Raw genomic sequence first — 17,827 nt, 5'->3', positions numbered from 1 at the left:
GGTTAGACACCCGGCTCTGCATTCAGCATTTGCAACAGATCGGCTATTTTATCAGGGTCTTCTGATCTAAGCATGCGCGTCGCGATCGGCGCGATCTCGTCCAGATGGCTGGTCAGCACCCGCTGCTTCACCGACAACAGATTGGCCGGGTGCATCGAGAACTTGCGCAGGCCCATGCCCAGCAGCAGCCGCGTCAGGCGCGCGTCGCCCGCCATCTCGCCGCACACCGACACCGGCACATTGGCCTTGATGCCGGTCTTGATGGTATGCAGGATCAGCTTCAGCACCGCCGGATGGATGGGATCGTACAGATGGCTGACGGTGTCGTCGTTGCGGTCGATCGCCAGCGTGTACTGGATCAGGTCGTTGGTGCCGATGGACAGGAAATCGACGTGCTTGGCCAGGCTGCCGGCCACCAGCGCCGCCGATGGGATTTCTATCATCGCCCCCACTTCGACGTCGTCGGCGTAGGCGATGCCCTCGTCGCGCAATTCCTCTTTGGCGTATTCGAACTGGACCAGCGCCTGCTTCAGCTCCGGCAGCGAGTTCAGCATCGGGAACAGCACGCGGATCTTGCCATGCACCGAGGCGCGCAGCAGCGCGCGCAACTGGGCGCGGAACATCAGCGGCTCGGCCAGGCACAGCCGGATGCCGGTCAGTCCCAACGCAGGGTTCTCCGCCTGGCAGTGATTCAGCCATTTGGGACTCTTGTCGGCGCCCAGATCCATGGTGCGGATGGTGACCGGCATGCCCTTCATCACCGTCGCCACGTGGCGGTAGGCCTCGAACTGCTCGTCCTCGGTGGGCAGCGTGTCGCGCCCCAAGAACAGGAATTCGCTGCGGAACAGGCCGATGCCCACCACGCCGGACTCGCGCACCTCCTCCACATCCTGCGGCCGCTCGATATTGGCCAACAGTTCTATCACCGCGCCGTCGCGGGTCACCGCGTTGGATTTGCGGATGGAAGACAGCTTGCGCCGCGCGCCGCGCCAGGCGCGCTGGCGGCGGCGGTACTCGGTCAGCACCAGCGCGTCCGGGTTGATGATCACCACGCCCTGCTCGCCGTCGACGATGATCATCTCGTCCTCGCGGATCAGCTCGCGCGAATGGTGCAGCGCGATCACCGACGGCAAGTCCAGGCTGCGGCCCAGGATGGCGGTATGCGAGGTGGCGCCGCCGACGTCGGTGACGAAGGCGGCGAAGTTGGAATCCTTGAAATAGACCATGTCGGCCGGCGACAGGTCGTGCGCGACCAGGATGTGGTCGTCGACCAGGTCTTCCGGCGCCGGCAGCTGCGGCGCGTCGCCGTCCAGATTGTTGAAGATGCGCTCGACCACCTGCAGCACGTCGTTCTTGCGTTCGCGCAGGTAATCTTCCTCGATCGCGTCGAACTGCTCGACCAGGTGGTCGCATTGCAGCTTCAGCGCCCATTCGGCGTTGCAGCGCTGCTTTTCGATGATCTCGCGCGGCTCGCGCGAAATGGTCACATCGCCCAGCAGCATGATGTGCAGCGACAGGAAGGCGCCCAGTTCCGCCGGCGCGTTCTCCGGGATGCTGCCCCACAGCATCTCCAGCTCCTTGCGCGTCGCCTTCACCGCTTCGTCGAAACGCGTCTTTTCCGCGGGAATCTCTTCGTCTTCCAGCAGATAATGCGCAACATCGTCCATGCTGCGCGAAATCAAATGGGCCCGGCCGATGGCGATGCCGCCGCCAATGGCCACCCCGTGCAGGATGATGCTCATTTCCCCCTCCCTGGCAGGCGGGTGTTATTGTGCTGTGCCTGCCGCTGTCTCCACCCGGAGGGCCGCCGGCCTATCGCCTGCCGTCCACGTCCCGGACGGCCCGCGCATGCCGATCGGCAGCCTCAAGCGGGCTCCCTGAAAGCCGGGGAAATCCGGCCTCCCATCCCGTCGCGTCTCACTCCGCTTCGTCGAAGCGGTTGTTGATCAGCGCGGTCAGCGCCTCCAGCGCCTGTTGTTCGTCATCGCCGCTGATTTCCAGCTCGATCGTGGCCCCCTTGGCCGCCGCCAGCATCATCACGCCCATGATGCTTTTGCCGTTGACGCGGCGGTTGTTGCGGGAAATGAAAATATCGCTTTTATAACGGCTGGCCAGCTGGGTGAACTTGCTCGAGGCGCGCGCGTGCAGGCCCAGCTTATTGATGATTTCGACTTCAGATCGCAGCATTACCTTCCCCCGGGATTATATAAAGCACGCCCTCCAGGCCGCCGGTGATCGCCTTGCTGACGACGATTTCCAGCGGCTGGCTGCTGTAACACAGCGCTCGCACCACCATAGGCAGGCTGGCGCCGGCCACCGCCTCGACGCGGCCCGGCCGGATCAGCCGGCTGGCGATATTGGACGGGGTGCCGCCGTACATGTCGGTCAGCACCACCACGCCATCCCCGCCGTCCAACCCGTCCACCAGGCCCTGCGCCTCGGCCAGCTTGCGCTCCGGGTCTTCGGTCTTGTCCACAGCCATTACCGCCAGATTGTCCGGCTCTCGGCCCAGGATGTGCTTGGCGCAATCCGCCAGGCTACGTCCCAGGTCCCCATGTGCAATTATCAGAACACCTACCATGCCCGAGTCTTCGATTTGGTGGGCCGGAACCCGTCCGGCCGCTTGATTTGAACCGCGCGGCGACGCCGTACAAACCGGCGCGCCGCGCATCCGCGAAATCAATCTTCCTGAATTGTAACAGCTGAATTCTCGCTGCGGCGGTACCAGGCCAGCTTGTCCGCCAATTCCACCACTTCTCCGACGATGATCAGCGCCGGCGACGCGATGCCGTGCGAGGCCATCAGACCAGGCAGCGTGGCCAAAGTGCCGCACACCGCGCGCTGGCGCTCGGTAGTGGCCCACTCCACCGCCGCCGCCGGCGTGGCCGCCGCGCGGCCGTTGTCGACGAAGGCCTGGCACAGCTCGGCCGCGGTGGACACGCCCATGTACACCACCACCGTCTGGTGCGGGCGGGTCAACGCCTGCCAGTCCAGGTCTATGGAGCCATCCTGCTTGTGGCCGGTGACAAAGGTCACCGACTGCGCGTAATCGCGGTGGGTCAGCGGGATGCCCGCATAGGCGGCCGCGCCGCTGGCGGAGGTGATGCCGGGCACCACCTCGAAAGCGATGCCGTGCTCGGCCAGCGTGGAGATCTCCTCCCCGCCGCGGCCGAAGGTGAACGGATCGCCGCCCTTGAGCCTGAGCACCCGCTTGCCTTGCCGCGCCAGATCCACCAGCAACTGGTTGATGTCGTCCTGCGGCAAGGCGTGATTGGCGCGCGCCTTGCCGACATAGATCCGCTCGGCGTCGCGCCGCACCAGCTCCAGCAGTTCCGGCGCCACCAGCTTGTCGTACAGCACCACGTCGGCTTGCTGCATCAACCGCAGCGCGCGGAAGGTCAGCAGGTCGGGATTGCCGGGACCGGCGCCCACCAGATAGACCGCGCCGGCGCGATCCGCGCCGCCGGCGGCGATGCGCGCTTCCATTTCAGCCCGCGCCGCCGCCTCGTCGCCATTCATCACCGCGTCGGCAAGCGGCCCTTCCAGCACCGTTTCCCAGAAGCGGCGGCGAGCGTCGACGTCGGGGAAGCGCGCCTTGACCGCGTCTCGGAACGAGGAGCCGAAACGCGCCAACCGGCCGTAGCCCGCCGGAATCAGGCTTTCCAGCCGCGCGCGGATGGAGCGCGCCAGCACCGGCACACTGCCGCCGCTGGCCACCGCCACCATCAGCGGCGAGCGGTCGATGATGGCCGGGCTGATGTAACGCGACGCTTCGGCGTCGTCCACCACGTTCACCAGGATGCCGCGCGCCTCGGCGTCGGCCGCCACGGCGCGGTTGACCTCGGCGTCGTCGGTGGCGGCCACCACCAGCCGCAAGCCGTCCAGCAACGCGGGCGAGTAGCGTCCAGAGACATGCTCCAGCTCGCCGCTTTCGGCCAAGTCGGCCAGCTCGGGCGCCAGCTCCGGCGCGACCACCCGCAACGAAGCGCCGGCCGCCAACAGCAGCCGGGTCTTGCGCAAAGCCACCTCTCCGCCGCCCACCACCAGGCAGCGCTGATGCCGCAGCTTGAGAAATATCGGGAAAAACTCCATGCCACACTCCATGCCAGGGGGCGATTGCCGCCTTGTCCGCGCGCCGCGCGCCGGGCGCGCCAATATCGTCCAAGCATACTGTATTTGTTGCATAAATACGACGCTAAACCGCGGCAAAGCCGACTCATACGGGGGCCGAGGGTTCGCTGATGTCAAAATTCCCGTTTCGATTCGCCGCCGTCGCCGTGGAGCGCAGTTTGATTCCCCGTACCTTTGTCCGCCAATCGGCCATTTCCGCCCTGCTATGCCTGCCTCTGCTGCTATCCGCTCTGGCGGCCGACCAGCGCGCGCTGCTGCTGGGCCAGACCGGCTGGCTGGCCGCGCTGTGCTGCGGCGCGCTGTGGCTGTACGGCCGGAATCAGCGGCGCAAGGCGCGCGCCACCCTGCAGGATGCCTGCCTGGGATTGCTGGAATTCGATCTGGCGCAGCAATACGTGCGCGGCAGCGTCCACACCCTGCAACGGCTGCTGGGGCTGCCCGCCCATACCCGCGGCATGAACTGCGCGCGCTGGCTGATGCTGCTGCATCCCGAAGACCGCCAGCTGTTCTCCAATCTGCTCCAGCATCCCCCCGGCACGCCGGAAACCGGCTACGAAATGCGCATCCGCCACCACAGCGGCCACTGGGAATGGCTGGAAATGAATTTGCAGCCCACCTGGCGCAACGGCAAGGTGCAGCAGCTGACGGCGATCTGCCGCGTGATCACCGCGCGCAAGCACGACGAAGCCGCGATGCTGCAGCGCGAGCAGCAGTTCCGCACCCTGGTGGAAAACGCCGAGGACATCATCGCCCGCTACGATCTGGAGCTGCGCTGCCTGTTCATCAATCGCAGCGTCAGCCGCTTCTCCGAGCTGCCGCTGGAGGAGCATCTGGGCAAGACGCCTCGCCAAAAGGGCTGGTCGGAAGAAGCCAGCGCCCGCTTCGAGCAGGAATGCCAGCTGCTGATCAACAACTGGGAGGCGCGCCGCTTCGAGCTGGAACTGCAGCACGGCCAGCAGCGCCACATCTTCGAGATCCGCCTGTTCCCCGAGTTCGACAAGGCCGGCATGCTCAAGTCCATCCTGTCGGTGGATCGCGACGTCACCGCCACCCGCCAGGGCGAGCGGCTGCTGGCCGAGGAAAACGAGGTGCTGGAAATGATCGCCGGCAACCACCCGCTGCCGCAAACCCTTGAACAGATCTGCCAGATGATGGAGTCGCAGCAACCCGGCGCGATGTGCGCCGTGCTGCTGCTGGAAGAGGACGGCCAGTCGCTGCGCTTCGCCGCCGGCCTGAGCCTGCCGCCGGCCTACCGCAAGCTGTCCGAGCGCGTGACGGTCGGCCCCAGCGTCGGCTCCTGCGGCACCGCCGCCCACTGGAAGCGCACCATCGTCGTCGACGACATCCTGAATAGCCCGCTGTGGGCGCACGCGCTGCACAAGGTGCAGCCGTTCGGCCTGCGCGCCTGCTGGTCCATGCCCATTTTCTCCAGCGACCGCCAGTTGCTGGGCACGCTGGCCACCTACTACCGCGAACCACGCAGCCCGTCCCAGGAAGAGTTGGCGCTGGCCCAGCGCATCACCCGCATCATCGCCATCGCGCTGCAGCGCGACGGCCACGAAAAACAGCTGTACCGGCTGGCCACCCAGGACGGGCTGACCGAGCTCAACAACCGCCGCCAGTTCATCGAGCTGGCCGACCGCGAGATCGAGCGCAGCCGCCGCCACGGCGGACGGATGAGCGTGCTGATGATGGACCTGGACCGCTTCAAGGACATCAACGACCACTACGGCCACGCCATCGGCGACGAAGTGATACGCCATTTCTCCCAGGTCTGCCGCGAAGTGCTACGCGCCAGCGACCTGTGCGGCCGCCTGGGCGGCGAGGAATTCGCCGCGGTGCTGCCGGACACCAGCCTCGACGACGCGCGCCAGGTGGCGGAGCGCCTGCGCGGCCTCGCCTCCTCCGCCAGGCTGGCCACCGTCACCGACACGCTGGGCTACACCGTCAGCATCGGCGTCGCCGAGCGCCGCGCCGATGAAACCGACATCGATGAAGTGCTGGGCCGCGCCGACAAGCAGCTGTACCAGGCCAAACGCGAAGGCCGCAACCGCGTCAGCGGCGCGGCGCTCGCCCATTCGGGCTAGAATGCCGGCTTCAACCGCTCATCCCCGCTTGACCGTGAACCGCTGGCATACCGATTACCTGTCCCATCCGCTGTACCGCCCGGCGCGGCGCTTCGTCCCTCCCTTAGCCGATTGGCCCGACCAGGCCGGCTACGACGCGCTGCTGGACCGCGCCCGCGCCGCCAGCGCGCCGCTGCCGGCCGGCCTGCGCTTCGTCTGCGAACTGGAGCCGGACGCCTATTACGAAATGCACATCGGCACCACCGGCGAAGTCCCCACCCGCGCGCGAAACTGGCATGACTGGTTCAACGCGCTGGCCTGGCTGGCCTGGCCGCGCGCCAAGGCGGCGCTGAACCGCCGCCACGTCCGCGCGATCGCGCGCGGCGAGGCGAAGCGCGGCCCGCTGCGCGACGCCGCCACCCTGTTCGACGAATGCGGCGTCATCGTGGCCGTCGCCGATCCACGACTGGGTCAATTGCTGGACGACATGCGCTGGTGCGAGCTGTTCATCGAGAGCCGCGACCACTGGGGGCGGCGCATCGCCGCCCACACGCTGGGCCACGCGCTGATGGAGACCGGGCTGGCGCCGCACCTGGGCTGGTGCGGCAAGGCGCTGATCGTGGAAGTGGGGGAGGATTTCTTCGGACTGGACGGCGACGGGCAGACCGCCCTGCTGGACGCCGAACTGGCGGCGCGGCTGGACGACGACGCCTTCCTCACCTCGCCACGCGCCTTGTGCCCGCTGCCGCTATTGGGCATTCCGGGCTGGTGGCCGGACAACGAAGATCCGGCCTTCTACGACAATGCCGACTACTTCCGGCCGACCCGCCGCGCCAAGTCGGCCACCGTCACGGCCTGAAGCTGGTCGGTCAGCGGCCCCAGCAACTCGGCCAGGGTCTGGTCCAGCGCATCGCCGCCGCTGGCGTCTCGGCGGTAGACGAAGAGCTGGAACAGATCCGACAGATTGATGGCCGACGCGCGCCGCATCAGCACCCAGGCGTCGCCGTGGCCCTTCTGCACATAGCCGCGCAGCGCCAACCGGTCCAGCACCAGGCCCAGCTCGTCGTAACCCACCTTCACCTCCTCGCGCAGCTGGCGCGGCGTCATCGCCTCGCCGCGCTCGTGGGCGGCGTCCAGCAGCAACAGCAGTTCCAGCGCATCCTGGAAGCGTCGGTGCGGCTCGTTGCGGCGGCGCCAGGCGCCGCCTTCCCAATAAGACAGCGCCGAGGTGAACACCGCGCCGGCCAGCACCACCAGCCACAGGCAGTACACCCACAGCAGGAAGATCGGAACGCTGGCGAAGGCCCCGTACACCAGCTGATAGCTGGCGATCTGGCCGATGTAGAAGCCGAAGCCCATCTTGGTGAGCTCCAGCAGCACCGCGGTGACCAGCGCGCCCCACACCGCGTGGCGGAAGGGCACGAAGCGGTTGGGCACGATGCGGTACAGCAAGGCCAGCACCAGCGCGGTCAGCACGATGGTGCCGCCGGCCTCCAGCAAGGTGGCCAGCAAGGGCAGGTTCTTCTCCAGCCGGGTGGCCTTGAACAGCCAGCGCCAGGACAGCAAGCTGCCGCCCAACACCAGCGGCCCCAGCGTCAGCACCGTCCAGTACACCATGCTCTGCTGCAGCCACGGCCGGCCGCGGCGCACGCCCCAGATCGCGTTGAAGGTGCGCTCGATGGTGGACATCAGCATCAGCGCGGTGACGCCCAGCATCACGATGCCGGCGGCGGTGAGCTTTTCCGCGTTGTCGGCGAACTGGCGCATGTAGACGGTGATCACCTTGCCGGCGAACTCCGGCACCAGCGTCGACAGCAGCATGATCTTGAAGCGCGCGCTGTAGTCGGAAAACACCGGAAACGCCGACAGCACCGTCAGCGCGATGGTGAACAGCGGCACCAGCGCCAGCAGCGTGGTGAAGGTCAGGCTGCCCGAAATCTGCAGCACGCGCAGGCAGCTCATGCGGCGCGCGATGAAGCGGGCGAAACCGAAATAGGGTTCTAGGCGTTGGACTTGCATGGCGGCAAAGGTAATGCCAAAGCCGCCGCGAAGCAAGGGAGGCAAGGCAAGCCGCTTTGCCCTATCATGCGGCGATTGAACGCGAGTATAGAGGTCATCATGCTAGACATTCTGGTGCTGTATTACAGCCAGCACGGCGCCACCCGCGAGCTGGCCCGGCTGATCGCCCGCGGCGTGGACGGCGTGCCCGGTTGCCAGGCGCGGCTGCGCACCGTTCCCAAGGTTTCCTCGGTATGCGAAGCGGTCGAGCCGGCCATCCCCGACGGCGGCGCGCCCTACGTCGAGCGGCAGGATTTGATCGATTGCGCCGGCCTGGCGCTGGGCAGCCCCACCCGCTTCGGCAATATGGCGTCGGCGATGAAGTACTTCCTGGACGGCACCAGCGGCGAATGGATGCAGGGCGCGCTCGCCGGCAAGCCGGCCTGCGTGTTCACCAGCACCTCGTCGCTGCACGGCGGCCAGGAAGCCACGCTGCTGACGATGATGGTGCCGCTGCTGCACCACGGCATGGTGATCGCCGGCCTGCCCTATTCCGAAGCCGCGCTGCTCGCCACCCAGACCGGCGGCACGCCATACGGCGTCAGCCATCTGGCCGGACCACAAAGCGACCGGCCGATCAGCGAGCATGAGAAGGCGCTGGCCTTGGCGCAGGGGAATCGATTGGCGGAATTGGCGGTGAAGTTGGCGGCAAAATAAGAGCGGCCTACAACATTCCGTTTCGCGCCTGAGCCAAGGCGCGCCGGCGCAGGCAGTACCAGTCATACAACAAGGAAGCGCGACGCAGGATCAGGAGTTTTGTCAGCGGGGCCTAAATCCACATAGTACCGGATGCGGGCATGGCCGCCCAACGGCCAGCCCCTCCAGGCCCCATTGGAAAATCACGTCAATGGCGCCAGCTACGCACGCCCCAAATAATTCATTTGACATCTCAATGCCCAACTCTTAGCCTGTCCCGCACCCCACAATCATTTTCAATGCGAGATAGGGCATAGCTGTCCATCCGATAAACCATGCGATGGCGGCCTGTCTGCCGCACGGCCCGCGCCGATCGACTTGGCATGTGGCCACATGCATAGAATATTTCAGGCTTGCTGCGGATTTTTGCGATCTTGCCTTCATCGCGCCCGGGGCGTTCGGTGCATGGATTCTCCAGCGAGTCTCTGGGAATTGCCACGCCAAATGGTTTATCAGCCTCTCTACGAAAAGCTTCCTCATGATTTTGCGGGCTACCTCCAGCTTCTGATTCCGCTGGTTTCCGGCGGTTTTCTGCCGTAGTGCGCGTATCCTTGCATGTCCGCCCGCTACGGCTTTGCGCAATGCACTGGATTCGTCAGTGCTCAACCATGATATCCGTTTCAAGGAGAACTTATATGTCATCCGCAACGAGTATTGTTGGTACTTGGACTGGCTATGTCGACTGGGGCAATACAGGCAGCCCGGTTCACAACAGCTCCACGGTTTGGACCTTTAATGCAGACGGTTCTTGGACCTACCCGTTTGGAGGCGGCCGCTGGATACAGAATGAAGGCATGGTGTTCTGGAACTTCAACAGCGCCCCTGGCTTAGTTTACGCAGCGAATGTGACCCGCAACGCCTTGGATGGCATTCAGGGCTACGCTACGGCTAGCCCCAGCTCAGGACAATTCTATGCGGTGAGAGGCACGGTTGCTGCAGTTGCCCCAGCAGCTAAACAAGCCAAGGAACCTGACTTCACTCTGGGTCAAAAATAATATCCGGCAATATCTGCAGCCGGGACGGGATAGAATGAAGCCCAGCGTCTCCCACAAGCGTTGTAGGCATAATCTGCCGGTAGCGAACGCAGAGCCTCACTAACGCCGAGCGGCGGCGCAGTTAAATTGCGCCAGGAATCCGCGTCCAGGACGATGTTGGAGTTCAGGTTCCGCCCGACAGACGGGCGGAACCGGCACCTAACACATCGTCCGCGCAGCGGACACAACATCGCGCGTTGCTGCGCATCCCCCTAGCCAACACGACCTGCCTACTCGGCGCTCAGCCCCGCCATGAAAAACATTCTCCGCAAAGCGGGAACAACACGGTGCGTCGCCCCTACGGGGTGACGCACCCTACGAGGCGGCGAAGAAGCTGCTCGGCGGCGCGCCCAATTCCCGCTTGAACATGGTGGCGAAGGCGCTGGGACTGGCGTAGCCCAGGTCCAGCGCCACCTTCAATACGCTATCGCCGCAGGCCAGCCTCTGCAGCGCCAGCATCAGCCGCGCCTGGCGCCGCCACTGGCCGAAGCTGAGGCCGGTTTCGCGGCGGAAGCGGCGCTGCAAGGTGCGCGGGTCCAGCGCCAGCTCGCGCGCCCACTCGGCCGCGCCGCGCGCGTCGTCCGGATGCGCGAGCCACACGTCGCACAGCTGGCGCAGCGCGGCGGATGCCGGTTGCGGCAGCGACAGCGGCAACACCGGCGCGCGGCCGATTTCCGCCAGCAGCAAATCCATCACCTTCTCATCGCGGGAGCCCGGCGCGCAGACTCGCCCCACCGCCACCGCGGCGACGATCAGTTCGCGCAACAGCGGCGACACCTCCAACACGCAGCAATCGGCGGGCAGCCCCTCCAGCCGGTCGCCGCGCACGTAGATGCTGCGCATCCGCACCGGGCTGACCATGCTCACCTGGTGCCAGGTGCCGATCGGCAGCCAGATGGCGCGCGTCGGCGGCACCACCCACTGGCCGCGCTCGGTGCCGACCAGCATCAGGCCCTCCACCGCGTACAAGAGCTGGGCGGTGGGATGGCGGTGGCGTTCGGTTTCCTTGCCGGCTGGGTAGTCGCGCGGCTTGCCCACCACCGGCTCCTCTCCCAGGTCGAACTCGTCTCGGGGCTCCAGGCTGTCCACTATGCCTCTTTCGATAAGATGGTTGCCTCATTTTCGCAGGACTGGCGGAAATGTGCTTGCTAGCATGGTTCCACCACCCCGAATGAGTATTGCACGATGACCACCAGCAGTCCCACGCTCGCCGCCCCGCAGGACACCCGCTTCCGCGTGCTCGGCGCGATCAGTTTTTCCCATTTTCTCAATGACATGCTGCAGTCGCTGCTGGTGGCGCTATATCCGCTGCTGAAGGGCAACTACCACCTCAGCTTCGCCGAGATCGGCCTGATGACCTTCACCTACCAGTGCACCGCCTCGCTGCTGCAGCCGCTGGTGGGCATTTATACCGACAAGCGTCCCCAGCCCTACTCGCTGGTATTCGGCATGAGTTCCACGCTGATCGGCCTCTTGATGCTGTCCAGCGCCTCCAGCTTCCCGCTGCTGCTGCTGGCAGCCGCGCTGGTCGGCACCGGCTCGTCCATCTTCCATCCGGAATCGTCGCGGGTGGCGCGGATGGCGTCCGGCGGCCGTCCCGGCCTCGCCCAGTCCATCTTCCAGGTGGGCGGCAACGCCGGCAGCGCCACCGGACCGCTGTTGGCGGCCCTGATCGTGATTCCGCTGGGCCAACGCAGCGTGGCCTGGTTCGGCCTGGCCGCGCTGCTGGCGATGTACGTGCTGTTCCGCGTCGGCCAGTGGTACGCGCATCAGCAGCGCCAGGCCAAGAAGGCCAGCGTGGTCGCCCCGCTCGAACTGTCCTCCGCCCGGGTCAAGCTGACGCTGCTGCTATTGCTGCTGCTGGTATTCTCCAAGCACTTCTATCTGGCCAGCATCACCAGCTACTACACCTTCTACCTGATCCACCATTTCCAGGTGGGCATGCAGTCGGCGCAGCTGTATCTGTTCCTGTTCCTGTTCGCGGTGGCCGCCGGTACCGTGCTGGGCGGCCCGATCGGCGACGCCATCGGCCGCAAGCGGGTGATAGGCTTCTCCATTCTGGGCGTGGCGCCGCTGGCGCTAGCGCTGCCGCACGCCAATCTGTTCTGGACCGCCGCGCTGTCGCTGCCCATCGGCTTCATTCTGGCTTCGGCCTTCCCGGCCATCCTGATCTACGCGCAGGAGCTGCTGCCAGGCAAGGTGGGCATGGTATCCGGCATGTTCTTCGGCTTCGCCTTCGGCATCGGCGGCATCGGCGCCGCGGTGCTGGGCGAGCTGGCCGACCTCAGAGGCATCGAGTTCGTCTACCAGCTGTGCGCCTTCCTCCCCTTGCTGGGCATCGCGGCGGTGGCGCTGCCGGACCTGCATCGCAAGGCCAGGGTTTGACACCGTCCGGCGGCGCGCCGGATACTGCGCGGCATTGAAAACCCAAGCGGGGCGCCTGGCCGCCCCGCGCGTTCGGAAACGCAGTCATCATGTGTGGAATCGCCGGATTTTTCTCGCGCCGCCCCGTCAACCCCGCCGTCCCGCAAGCGATGCTGGACGAGTTGCGCCGCCGCGGCCCGGATGACGCCAGCCGGCTGCTGCTGGACGCGGCGCTGAACCCGGCCGACGACGACGCCATCCACAACGCGATGCTGCACGCCCGCCTCGCCATCATCGACCCGCGTCCGGTGGCCAACCAGCCGATGGCCAGCGAAGACGGCCAGGTCTGGATCTGCTACAACGGCGAGGTCTACGACTGGGAAGCCGGCAAGGCCGAACTGGAAGCCGGCGGCGCCGTCTTCCGCACCCATGCCGACACCGAGTTCATCCTGCGTGGCTACCAGGCCTGGGGCATCGAAGGCCTGCTCGCGCGGCTGCGCGGCATGTTCGCCTTCGCCATCCTGGACAAGCGCAGCGGCAAGGTCCACCTGGCCCGCGACCGCATGGGCGAGAAGCCGCTGCTGTACTCGCTGCGGGATGGAAACTTCGCCTTCGGCTCGCTGGTGCGCGCGGTGCTGCCCTTCCTGCCGGCCGATCAGCGCGATTTCAATCCGGCGGCGATAGACGCCTACCTCGCCCACCGCTACATCCCCTCTCCGGCCACCGTGTTCAGCCACATCCAGCGGCTGGAAAACGGCTACCGGCTGGAATTCGACCTGAACAGCCGCCAGTTGAGCAAGCAGCGCTACTGGCAGCCGAAGGCGGAATCCGGCGACTGGCTGCCGGAGCTGGACCACGCGGTGGCGATGCGCACCGTGGCCGACAGGCCGCTGGGCGTGCTGCTGTCAGGCGGCATCGACTCCACCGTGATCGCCAGCCGGCTCGCCACCCAGCAGCTGACGCAATTCTCCAGTTTCACCGCCGCCTTCCCCGGCTCGGGCATGGACGAGTCCGGCGACGCCGCCGACTCCGCCCAGCGAATGGGCCTGCCCAATGTGCGAGTGGAAATGCCTGAAAACCTGGCCGCCGATTTCGATCGCATCGTCGCCGACCTTGACCAGCCCTTCGCCGATCCGTCCAGCTTCCCCACCTGGTATCTGGCGCGGGAGGTCACCAAGCATGTCAAGGTAGTGCTGGTGGGCGACGGCGGCGATGAAATGCTGGCCGGCTACAAGCGCATGGGCAAGCACCTGCGCACCCGCTGGCGGCAAAACATCCGCTTGCCGCTGCCGATCAAGCCGCAGTTGGACAGCAAGCGCGGCAAGCTGGCCACCGAGCTGGCGATGGACTGGAAAAGCGCCTATTCGCTGCGCTTCTCAGGCTTCACGCCGGGACAACGCAGCTTCCTGCAAGGCGGCCGCAAGCTGGAAAAGCTGTGCCACTGGCGCGCGGCCGACGACATCGGCCCGGAGCCAAAGGACGGCGCGCCCGGCCTGCACCAGCTGCTGGAGCTGGACTTCGCCAACTATCTGCCCGACTACATTCTGCAAAAGTCCGACCTGTGCACGATGGCCCACGGCCTCGAAGGCCGCGCCCCGCTGCTGGACCACGGCTTCTACCAACGTCTGCTGACGACCTCCGCCGCCGAACGCTACACCAAGCCGGCCAAGCTGATCTTCCGCCGCGCGATCCACCCGGCGCTGCCGGCCGACTTCTTCCAGCGCAAGAAGCGCGGCTTCAACCCGCCCTTGTCCGGCTGGCTGCAAACCAGCCTGGCCCCGCGCTTCGACGGCCTGGGCGCGCGGCTGGCCGCGGCCACCGAGGGGCAGCTGGACGCCGCGGCGGTGGACGCCTTCGCCCAAGCCTATCGCGACGGCGCCGACCATCTGGCCGAGCAGATGCTGCAGCTGCTGATCCTGGACCAGAGCCTGGCCCAGCTGCGGCAGCTGCGCCTAACCCTGCGCTGATCAGCGGCCCTCCTCCCGGCGGCGCCAAATCCGGCTGTCGCCGCATCCAGCAAGACATTGGGGACGCCATTCAGGAAACAAATTGACGAAGTCATATATATTGATGATTTTTCAAGCCATTTCCAGCCACCCAAGGTTTGCAAACGATAATTACTAGCATTATCATGCAGTTCAGCGGCCGGTACTGCCGCCTTACTTAATAAGGAAAACATGATGCGTCGCTTTGTCTGCCAGCTGGCTGTCGCCAGCATCGCCCTGTCCGCCTCCTTCGCCGCCATGGCCAAGGAATACCCGATCGGCAAGCCCGCCCTGAAAAACGGCATGGAAATCGGCGCCGTCTACCTGCAGCCGACCAAGATGGAGCCGGAAGGCATGATGCTGAAGCCGGAAGCATCCGACGTGCATCTGGAAGCCGACATCCACGCCACCAAGAACAACCCGAACGGCTTCGAAGAAGGCGCCTGGATGCCCTACCTGGTGGTCAAGTACGAACTGACCAAGGTTGGCGGCAAGACCCAGAAGGGCGAACTGATGCCGATGGTGGCCAACGACGGCCCGCACTACGGCGACAATATCAAGCTGCAAGGCCCGGGCAAGTACAAGCTGAAGTACACCATCATGCCGCCGACCGCCAATGAGCACGCCCACTTCGGCCGCCACGTCGACAAGGAAACCGGCGTCGCCGCCTGGTTCAAGCCGTTCGACGTCAACTACGAGTTCACCTTCGCCGGCATCGGCAAGAAGGGCGGCTACTGATCCGCATAGTGAGAATGTGAACGCAAAGCATTCTTGACTGCGATACAATTGGAGACGGCGCGGGCCTGCCGCGCTGTTTCTCATTCCGGGACTCCGAAACGATGACTGTTCTGCGCCTGATGGCCGCCGCCTTGCTGGCAGGCCTGCTCTCCTCTCCGGCGTTCGCCGAAGACATGCCGGTATTCAAGCTGCAAATGAAAGACGGCCAGTTGATCCCGGCCCGCCTAGTGGTGCCGGCCAACAAGAAATTCAAGATCGAAGTGATGAACATCGGCAAGACCCCGGCCGAGTTCGAGAGCACCCCGCTGCGCAAGGAAAAGGTATTGGGCCCCGGCGCCGAATCCTTCCTGGTGTTCCAGCCGCTGGCCCCGGGCGAATACAAGTTTTTCGACGAATTCCATATGAAGACCGGCCAGGGCGTGATCGTCGCCAAGTAACACAAAAGGTAAACGCGAATGGGACAGGTACTCTTCATCGTCTGGCGCGAAAGCGTCGAGGCGCTGCTGGTGGTCGGCATCCTCAATGCCTGGATGAACCACAACCCGGCCGGCCGCGCCGGCAAGCCCTATCTGTGGGGCGGCGTGGCGCTGGGCCTGGCGATGGCCGTGGCTTTGGCCGTGGCGCTGTTCACCGCCGGTAGCCTGATGGCCGGCGCCCAGGACTACTTCCAGACCGGCATGGTGTTCATCGCCGCCGCGCTGATCGTGCAGATGGTGCTGTGGATGCGCGAGCACGGCCGCACGCTGAAGAAAGAGCTGGAAAGCGGCTTGTCTGAAAAAGCCGCCAGCAACAACTGGTGGGGCGTGACCGTGCTGGCCGCGCTGGCCATCGCCCGCGAGGGCAGCGAAGCCGTGGTCTTCCTGTACGGCATGCTGGCCGAAGCCCAGGGCATGGAGCTGGCCAAGATGGGCGCGGCCGGCCTGATCGGCCTGCTGCTGGCCTTCCTCACCTTCTACCTGCTGCAGCTGGGCGGCAAGGTGCTGTCCTGGCGGCTGTTCTTCCGCGTCACCGAGATCATGCTGCTGCTGTTGGGCGCCTCGCTGTTCCTGTCCGGCGTGGAAAAGCTGATTTCGATGGACGTGCTGCCGGCGCTGGTGGACCCGCTGTGGGACAGCTCGGCGCTGCTTGACGACATGAGCCCCTTCGGCGGCGTGGTGGCCGCGCTGACCGGCTACCGCTCGCATCCGGCGCTGACCAGCCTGATCGCCTACGCGCTGTTCTGGGCGGCGATCTGGTCGCTGTTCCAGTGGCGCAACCGCCGCCAGGCCGTCGCCGCATGAAATCCGGCCGCGCCCAGCGCCCGCCGCAACGGGTGATTCCCATCGTCGCCGCCCCATCGGGCGGCGGCTCCTGTAGCCCTGAGCGTCGGCCGCGCAGCCTGCTGGCGCTCGCGGGCGCCTGGCTGCGAGACCACGCCTCTCTGCTGCGCAAGCTGCAATGGGCGGTGGTGCTGGTTTATGCCTTTCTGCTGATCGTCCCCGCCTGCCTGTCCTTGCCTGAAGACACGGCGCGGATGTGGGACAACCTGACCATCTTCGCCCAGTTCGTGTTCTGGGGCATCTGGTGGCCGTTCGTGCTGCTGTCGATGGTGCTGTTCGGCCGGCTGTGGTGCGGCGTGTTGTGCCCGGAAGGCGCGCTGTCGGAATGGGCGGCTCGCAAGGGCATGGGACGGCCGATTCCGCGCTGGATGCGCTGGGGCGGCTGGCCTTTCCTCGCCTTCGTCCTCACCACCGTCTACGGCCAGTTGGTCAGCGTCTACCAATACCCGAAAGCCGCGCTGTTGGTGCTGGGCGGCTCCACCGTGGCCGCCATCGCCGTGGGCTTCGTCTACACCCGCGGCAAGCGCGCCTGGTGCCGCCACCTGTGCCCGGTCAACGGCGTGTTCGGCCTCCTGTCCAAGCTGGCGCCGCTGTACTACCGCGTCGACGAGGCCGCCTGGAAAGCCTCGCATGAGCGGACGCCGGCCGTCGACTGCGCGCCGCTGCAGCCGCTGCGGCATATGCAGGGCGGCAGCGGCTGCCACATGTGCGGCCGTTGCAGCGACCACCGCGGCGCGATCGAGCTCAGCCTGCGCTCGTCCAGCGACGAAGTGGTGCGCGTGGCCGAAAAAGAGGCCGACGGCTGGCAGACCGCGTTGATCGTCTACGGCCTGCTGGGCGTGGCGATGGGCGCTTTCCACTGGACCATGAGCCCCTGGTTCGTCGCGCTGAAACAGGCCGCGGCGGAATGGCTGGTGGACCGCGACATCATGTGGCCGCTGGACACCGAAGCGCCGTGGTGGCTGCTCACCCACTATCCGCAGCATAACGACGTGTTCTCCTGGCTGGACGGCGCGTCGCTGATCGCCTACGTCGCCGCCACCGCGCTGGTGCTCGGCACCGGCATCCTGATCTCGCTGGCGCTGGCGGTGATCGCGTCCGGCCGCTGGCGAACCCAACGACTACACCACCTGGCGCAGGCGCTGATCCCGCTGGCCGGCTGCGGCGTGTTCCTCGGCCTGTCGGCGCTGACGGTGACGCTGCTGAAAGCCGAAGGCTTTGGCATGCACTGGGTCAACGACGCGCGCCTGGCGCTGCTGGCGGGGGCCAATCTGTGGGCGCTTCGCCTGGCCTTCGGCATTCTGTCGCGCTGGAACGGCGACCTGCGCCGCGGGGCCGCGCTGCTGCCGTTCTGCGGCGCGCTGGCCCTGGTGGATTGCGCCTGGGGCTTCATGTTCTGGTGGTGGTGAGCGCTTGGTTGAGGCGGGAGGCTGTGC

Annotated in this window: 16 protein-coding genes; 10 read left to right on the top strand and 6 right to left on the bottom strand. The window is 66.0% G+C overall.

The features are described 5' to 3' along the window. Positions 1-2: 2 nt before the first annotated feature. The 4 genes from ptsP to cysG all read right to left on the bottom strand — a co-directional run bounded on the left by ptsP (position 3) and on the right by cysG (position 4,092). Entirely contained in the window at positions 3-1,742 is a 1,740-nt protein-coding gene (gene ptsP / locus VA599_RS07370; protein ID WP_346788110.1) for a phosphoenolpyruvate--protein phosphotransferase, read from the bottom strand. Between the two features lie 175 nt (positions 1,743-1,917). Further along, positions 1,918-2,187, bottom strand: coding sequence for an HPr family phosphocarrier protein (locus VA599_RS07365; protein WP_021478263.1), 270 nt, complete (start codon positions 2,185-2,187; stop codon positions 1,918-1,920). Then, positions 2,174-2,581, bottom strand: coding sequence for a PTS sugar transporter subunit IIA (locus VA599_RS07360; protein WP_031296747.1), 408 nt, complete (start codon positions 2,579-2,581; stop codon positions 2,174-2,176). The genes VA599_RS07365 and VA599_RS07360 overlap by 14 nt, the downstream gene beginning before the upstream one ends. Before the next feature lie 98 nt (positions 2,582-2,679). After that, the gene (gene cysG / locus VA599_RS07355) at positions 2,680-4,092 is read right to left on the bottom strand and encodes a siroheme synthase CysG (RefSeq protein ID WP_346788109.1); all 1,413 of its coding nucleotides are present in this window, start codon (positions 4,090-4,092) and stop codon (positions 2,680-2,682) included. Positions 4,093-4,241: 149 nt separating this feature from the next. Between cysG and VA599_RS07350 the strand changes: the two genes are divergently transcribed. Then, the gene (locus VA599_RS07350; RefSeq protein WP_346788108.1) at positions 4,242-6,218 is read left to right on the top strand and encodes a sensor domain-containing diguanylate cyclase; all 1,977 of its coding nucleotides are present in this window, start codon (positions 4,242-4,244) and stop codon (positions 6,216-6,218) included. A 34-nt stretch (positions 6,219-6,252) separates the two neighbouring features. Next, positions 6,253-7,056 (top strand): DUF3025 domain-containing protein, encoded by an 804-nt coding sequence (locus VA599_RS07345; RefSeq protein WP_346788107.1) that lies wholly within the window; start codon positions 6,253-6,255, stop codon positions 7,054-7,056. Here VA599_RS07345 and VA599_RS07340 read toward each other — a convergent pair. Beyond that, the gene (locus VA599_RS07340) at positions 7,008-8,216 is read right to left on the bottom strand and encodes a YihY family inner membrane protein (RefSeq protein ID WP_346788106.1); all 1,209 of its coding nucleotides are present in this window, start codon (positions 8,214-8,216) and stop codon (positions 7,008-7,010) included. The genes VA599_RS07345 and VA599_RS07340 overlap by 49 nt on opposite strands. Positions 8,217-8,315: 99 nt before the next feature. Between VA599_RS07340 and wrbA the strand changes: the two genes are divergently transcribed. Both wrbA and VA599_RS07330 read left to right on the top strand, forming a co-directional pair. Further along, a complete protein-coding gene (gene wrbA / locus VA599_RS07335; RefSeq protein WP_346788105.1) occupies positions 8,316-8,912 on the top strand; it encodes an NAD(P)H:quinone oxidoreductase in 597 nt (198 codons plus the stop codon). A 674-nt stretch (positions 8,913-9,586) separates the two neighbouring features. Beyond that, entirely contained in the window at positions 9,587-9,946 is a 360-nt protein-coding gene (locus tag VA599_RS07330; protein WP_346788104.1) for a hypothetical protein, read from the top strand. 354 nt (positions 9,947-10,300) lie between these two features. On the opposite strand, the gene VA599_RS07325 is transcribed toward VA599_RS07330, so the two are convergent. Further along, positions 10,301-11,074, bottom strand: a complete 774-nt coding sequence (locus tag VA599_RS07325; protein ID WP_346788103.1) for an AraC family transcriptional regulator — start codon at positions 11,072-11,074, stop codon at positions 10,301-10,303. Positions 11,075-11,170: 96 nt separating this feature from the next. Between VA599_RS07325 and VA599_RS07320 the strand changes: the two genes are divergently transcribed. From VA599_RS07320 to VA599_RS07295, 6 genes are all read left to right on the top strand, one after another. After that, complete coding sequence (locus tag VA599_RS07320; RefSeq protein WP_346788102.1) at positions 11,171-12,370, top strand: MFS transporter; 1,200 nt, start codon at positions 11,171-11,173, stop codon at positions 12,368-12,370. Positions 12,371-12,459: 89 nt separating this feature from the next. After that, complete coding sequence (gene asnB, locus VA599_RS07315; protein WP_346788101.1) at positions 12,460-14,316, top strand: asparagine synthase (glutamine-hydrolyzing); 1,857 nt, start codon at positions 12,460-12,462, stop codon at positions 14,314-14,316. 210 nt (positions 14,317-14,526) lie between these two features. Continuing rightward, positions 14,527-15,072, top strand: a complete 546-nt coding sequence (locus VA599_RS07310) for an iron transporter (protein WP_021476858.1) — start codon at positions 14,527-14,529, stop codon at positions 15,070-15,072. Positions 15,073-15,173: 101 nt separating this feature from the next. Continuing rightward, complete coding sequence (locus VA599_RS07305; RefSeq protein ID WP_021476859.1) at positions 15,174-15,509, top strand: cupredoxin domain-containing protein; 336 nt, start codon at positions 15,174-15,176, stop codon at positions 15,507-15,509. 18 nt (positions 15,510-15,527) lie between these two features. Next, positions 15,528-16,352: an FTR1 family iron permease gene (locus tag VA599_RS07300; protein WP_346788100.1), complete on the top strand. Its 825-nt coding sequence runs from the start codon at positions 15,528-15,530 to the stop codon at positions 16,350-16,352. After that, a complete protein-coding gene (locus VA599_RS07295) occupies positions 16,349-17,800 on the top strand; it encodes a 4Fe-4S binding protein (RefSeq protein ID WP_346788099.1) in 1,452 nt (483 codons plus the stop codon). Before VA599_RS07300 ends, VA599_RS07295 begins: the two co-directional genes overlap by 4 nt. The last annotated feature ends 27 nt before the right edge of the window (positions 17,801-17,827 follow it).

This window comes from Chromobacterium indicum (genome assembly GCF_039708975.1).
Classification (GTDB): domain Bacteria; phylum Pseudomonadota; class Gammaproteobacteria; order Burkholderiales; family Chromobacteriaceae; genus Chromobacterium; species Chromobacterium piscinae.
This window is presented reverse-complemented; position numbering and strand designations above follow the sequence as displayed.

Bases quoted from the DNA above. Each gene is read 5' to 3' on its own strand.
- wrbA (WP_346788105.1), top strand. From the start codon at position 8,316: ATGCTAGACATTCTGGTGCTGTATTACAGCCAGCACGGCGCCACCCGC.
- VA599_RS07350 (WP_346788108.1), top strand. From the start codon at position 4,242: ATGTCAAAATTCCCGTTTCGATTCGCCGCCGTCGCCGTGGAGCGCAGT.
- VA599_RS07300 (WP_346788100.1), top strand. From the start codon at position 15,528: ATGGGACAGGTACTCTTCATCGTCTGGCGCGAAAGCGTCGAGGCGCTG.
- VA599_RS07310 (WP_021476858.1), top strand. From the start codon at position 14,527: ATGATGCGTCGCTTTGTCTGCCAGCTGGCTGTCGCCAGCATCGCCCTG.
- VA599_RS07340 (WP_346788106.1), bottom strand. From the start codon at position 8,216: ATGCAAGTCCAACGCCTAGAACCCTATTTCGGTTTCGCCCGCTTCATC.
- VA599_RS07365 (WP_021478263.1), bottom strand. From the start codon at position 2,187: ATGCTGCGATCTGAAGTCGAAATCATCAATAAGCTGGGCCTGCACGCG.
- VA599_RS07295 (WP_346788099.1), top strand. From the start codon at position 16,349: ATGAAATCCGGCCGCGCCCAGCGCCCGCCGCAACGGGTGATTCCCATC.
- asnB (WP_346788101.1), top strand. From the start codon at position 12,460: ATGTGTGGAATCGCCGGATTTTTCTCGCGCCGCCCCGTCAACCCCGCC.
- ptsP (WP_346788110.1), bottom strand. From the start codon at position 1,742: ATGAGCATCATCCTGCACGGGGTGGCCATTGGCGGCGGCATCGCCATC.
- VA599_RS07320 (WP_346788102.1), top strand. From the start codon at position 11,171: ATGACCACCAGCAGTCCCACGCTCGCCGCCCCGCAGGACACCCGCTTC.
- VA599_RS07305 (WP_021476859.1), top strand. From the start codon at position 15,174: ATGACTGTTCTGCGCCTGATGGCCGCCGCCTTGCTGGCAGGCCTGCTC.
- cysG (WP_346788109.1), bottom strand. From the start codon at position 4,092: ATGGAGTTTTTCCCGATATTTCTCAAGCTGCGGCATCAGCGCTGCCTG.
- VA599_RS07360 (WP_031296747.1), bottom strand. From the start codon at position 2,581: ATGGTAGGTGTTCTGATAATTGCACATGGGGACCTGGGACGTAGCCTG.
- VA599_RS07330 (WP_346788104.1), top strand. From the start codon at position 9,587: ATGTCATCCGCAACGAGTATTGTTGGTACTTGGACTGGCTATGTCGAC.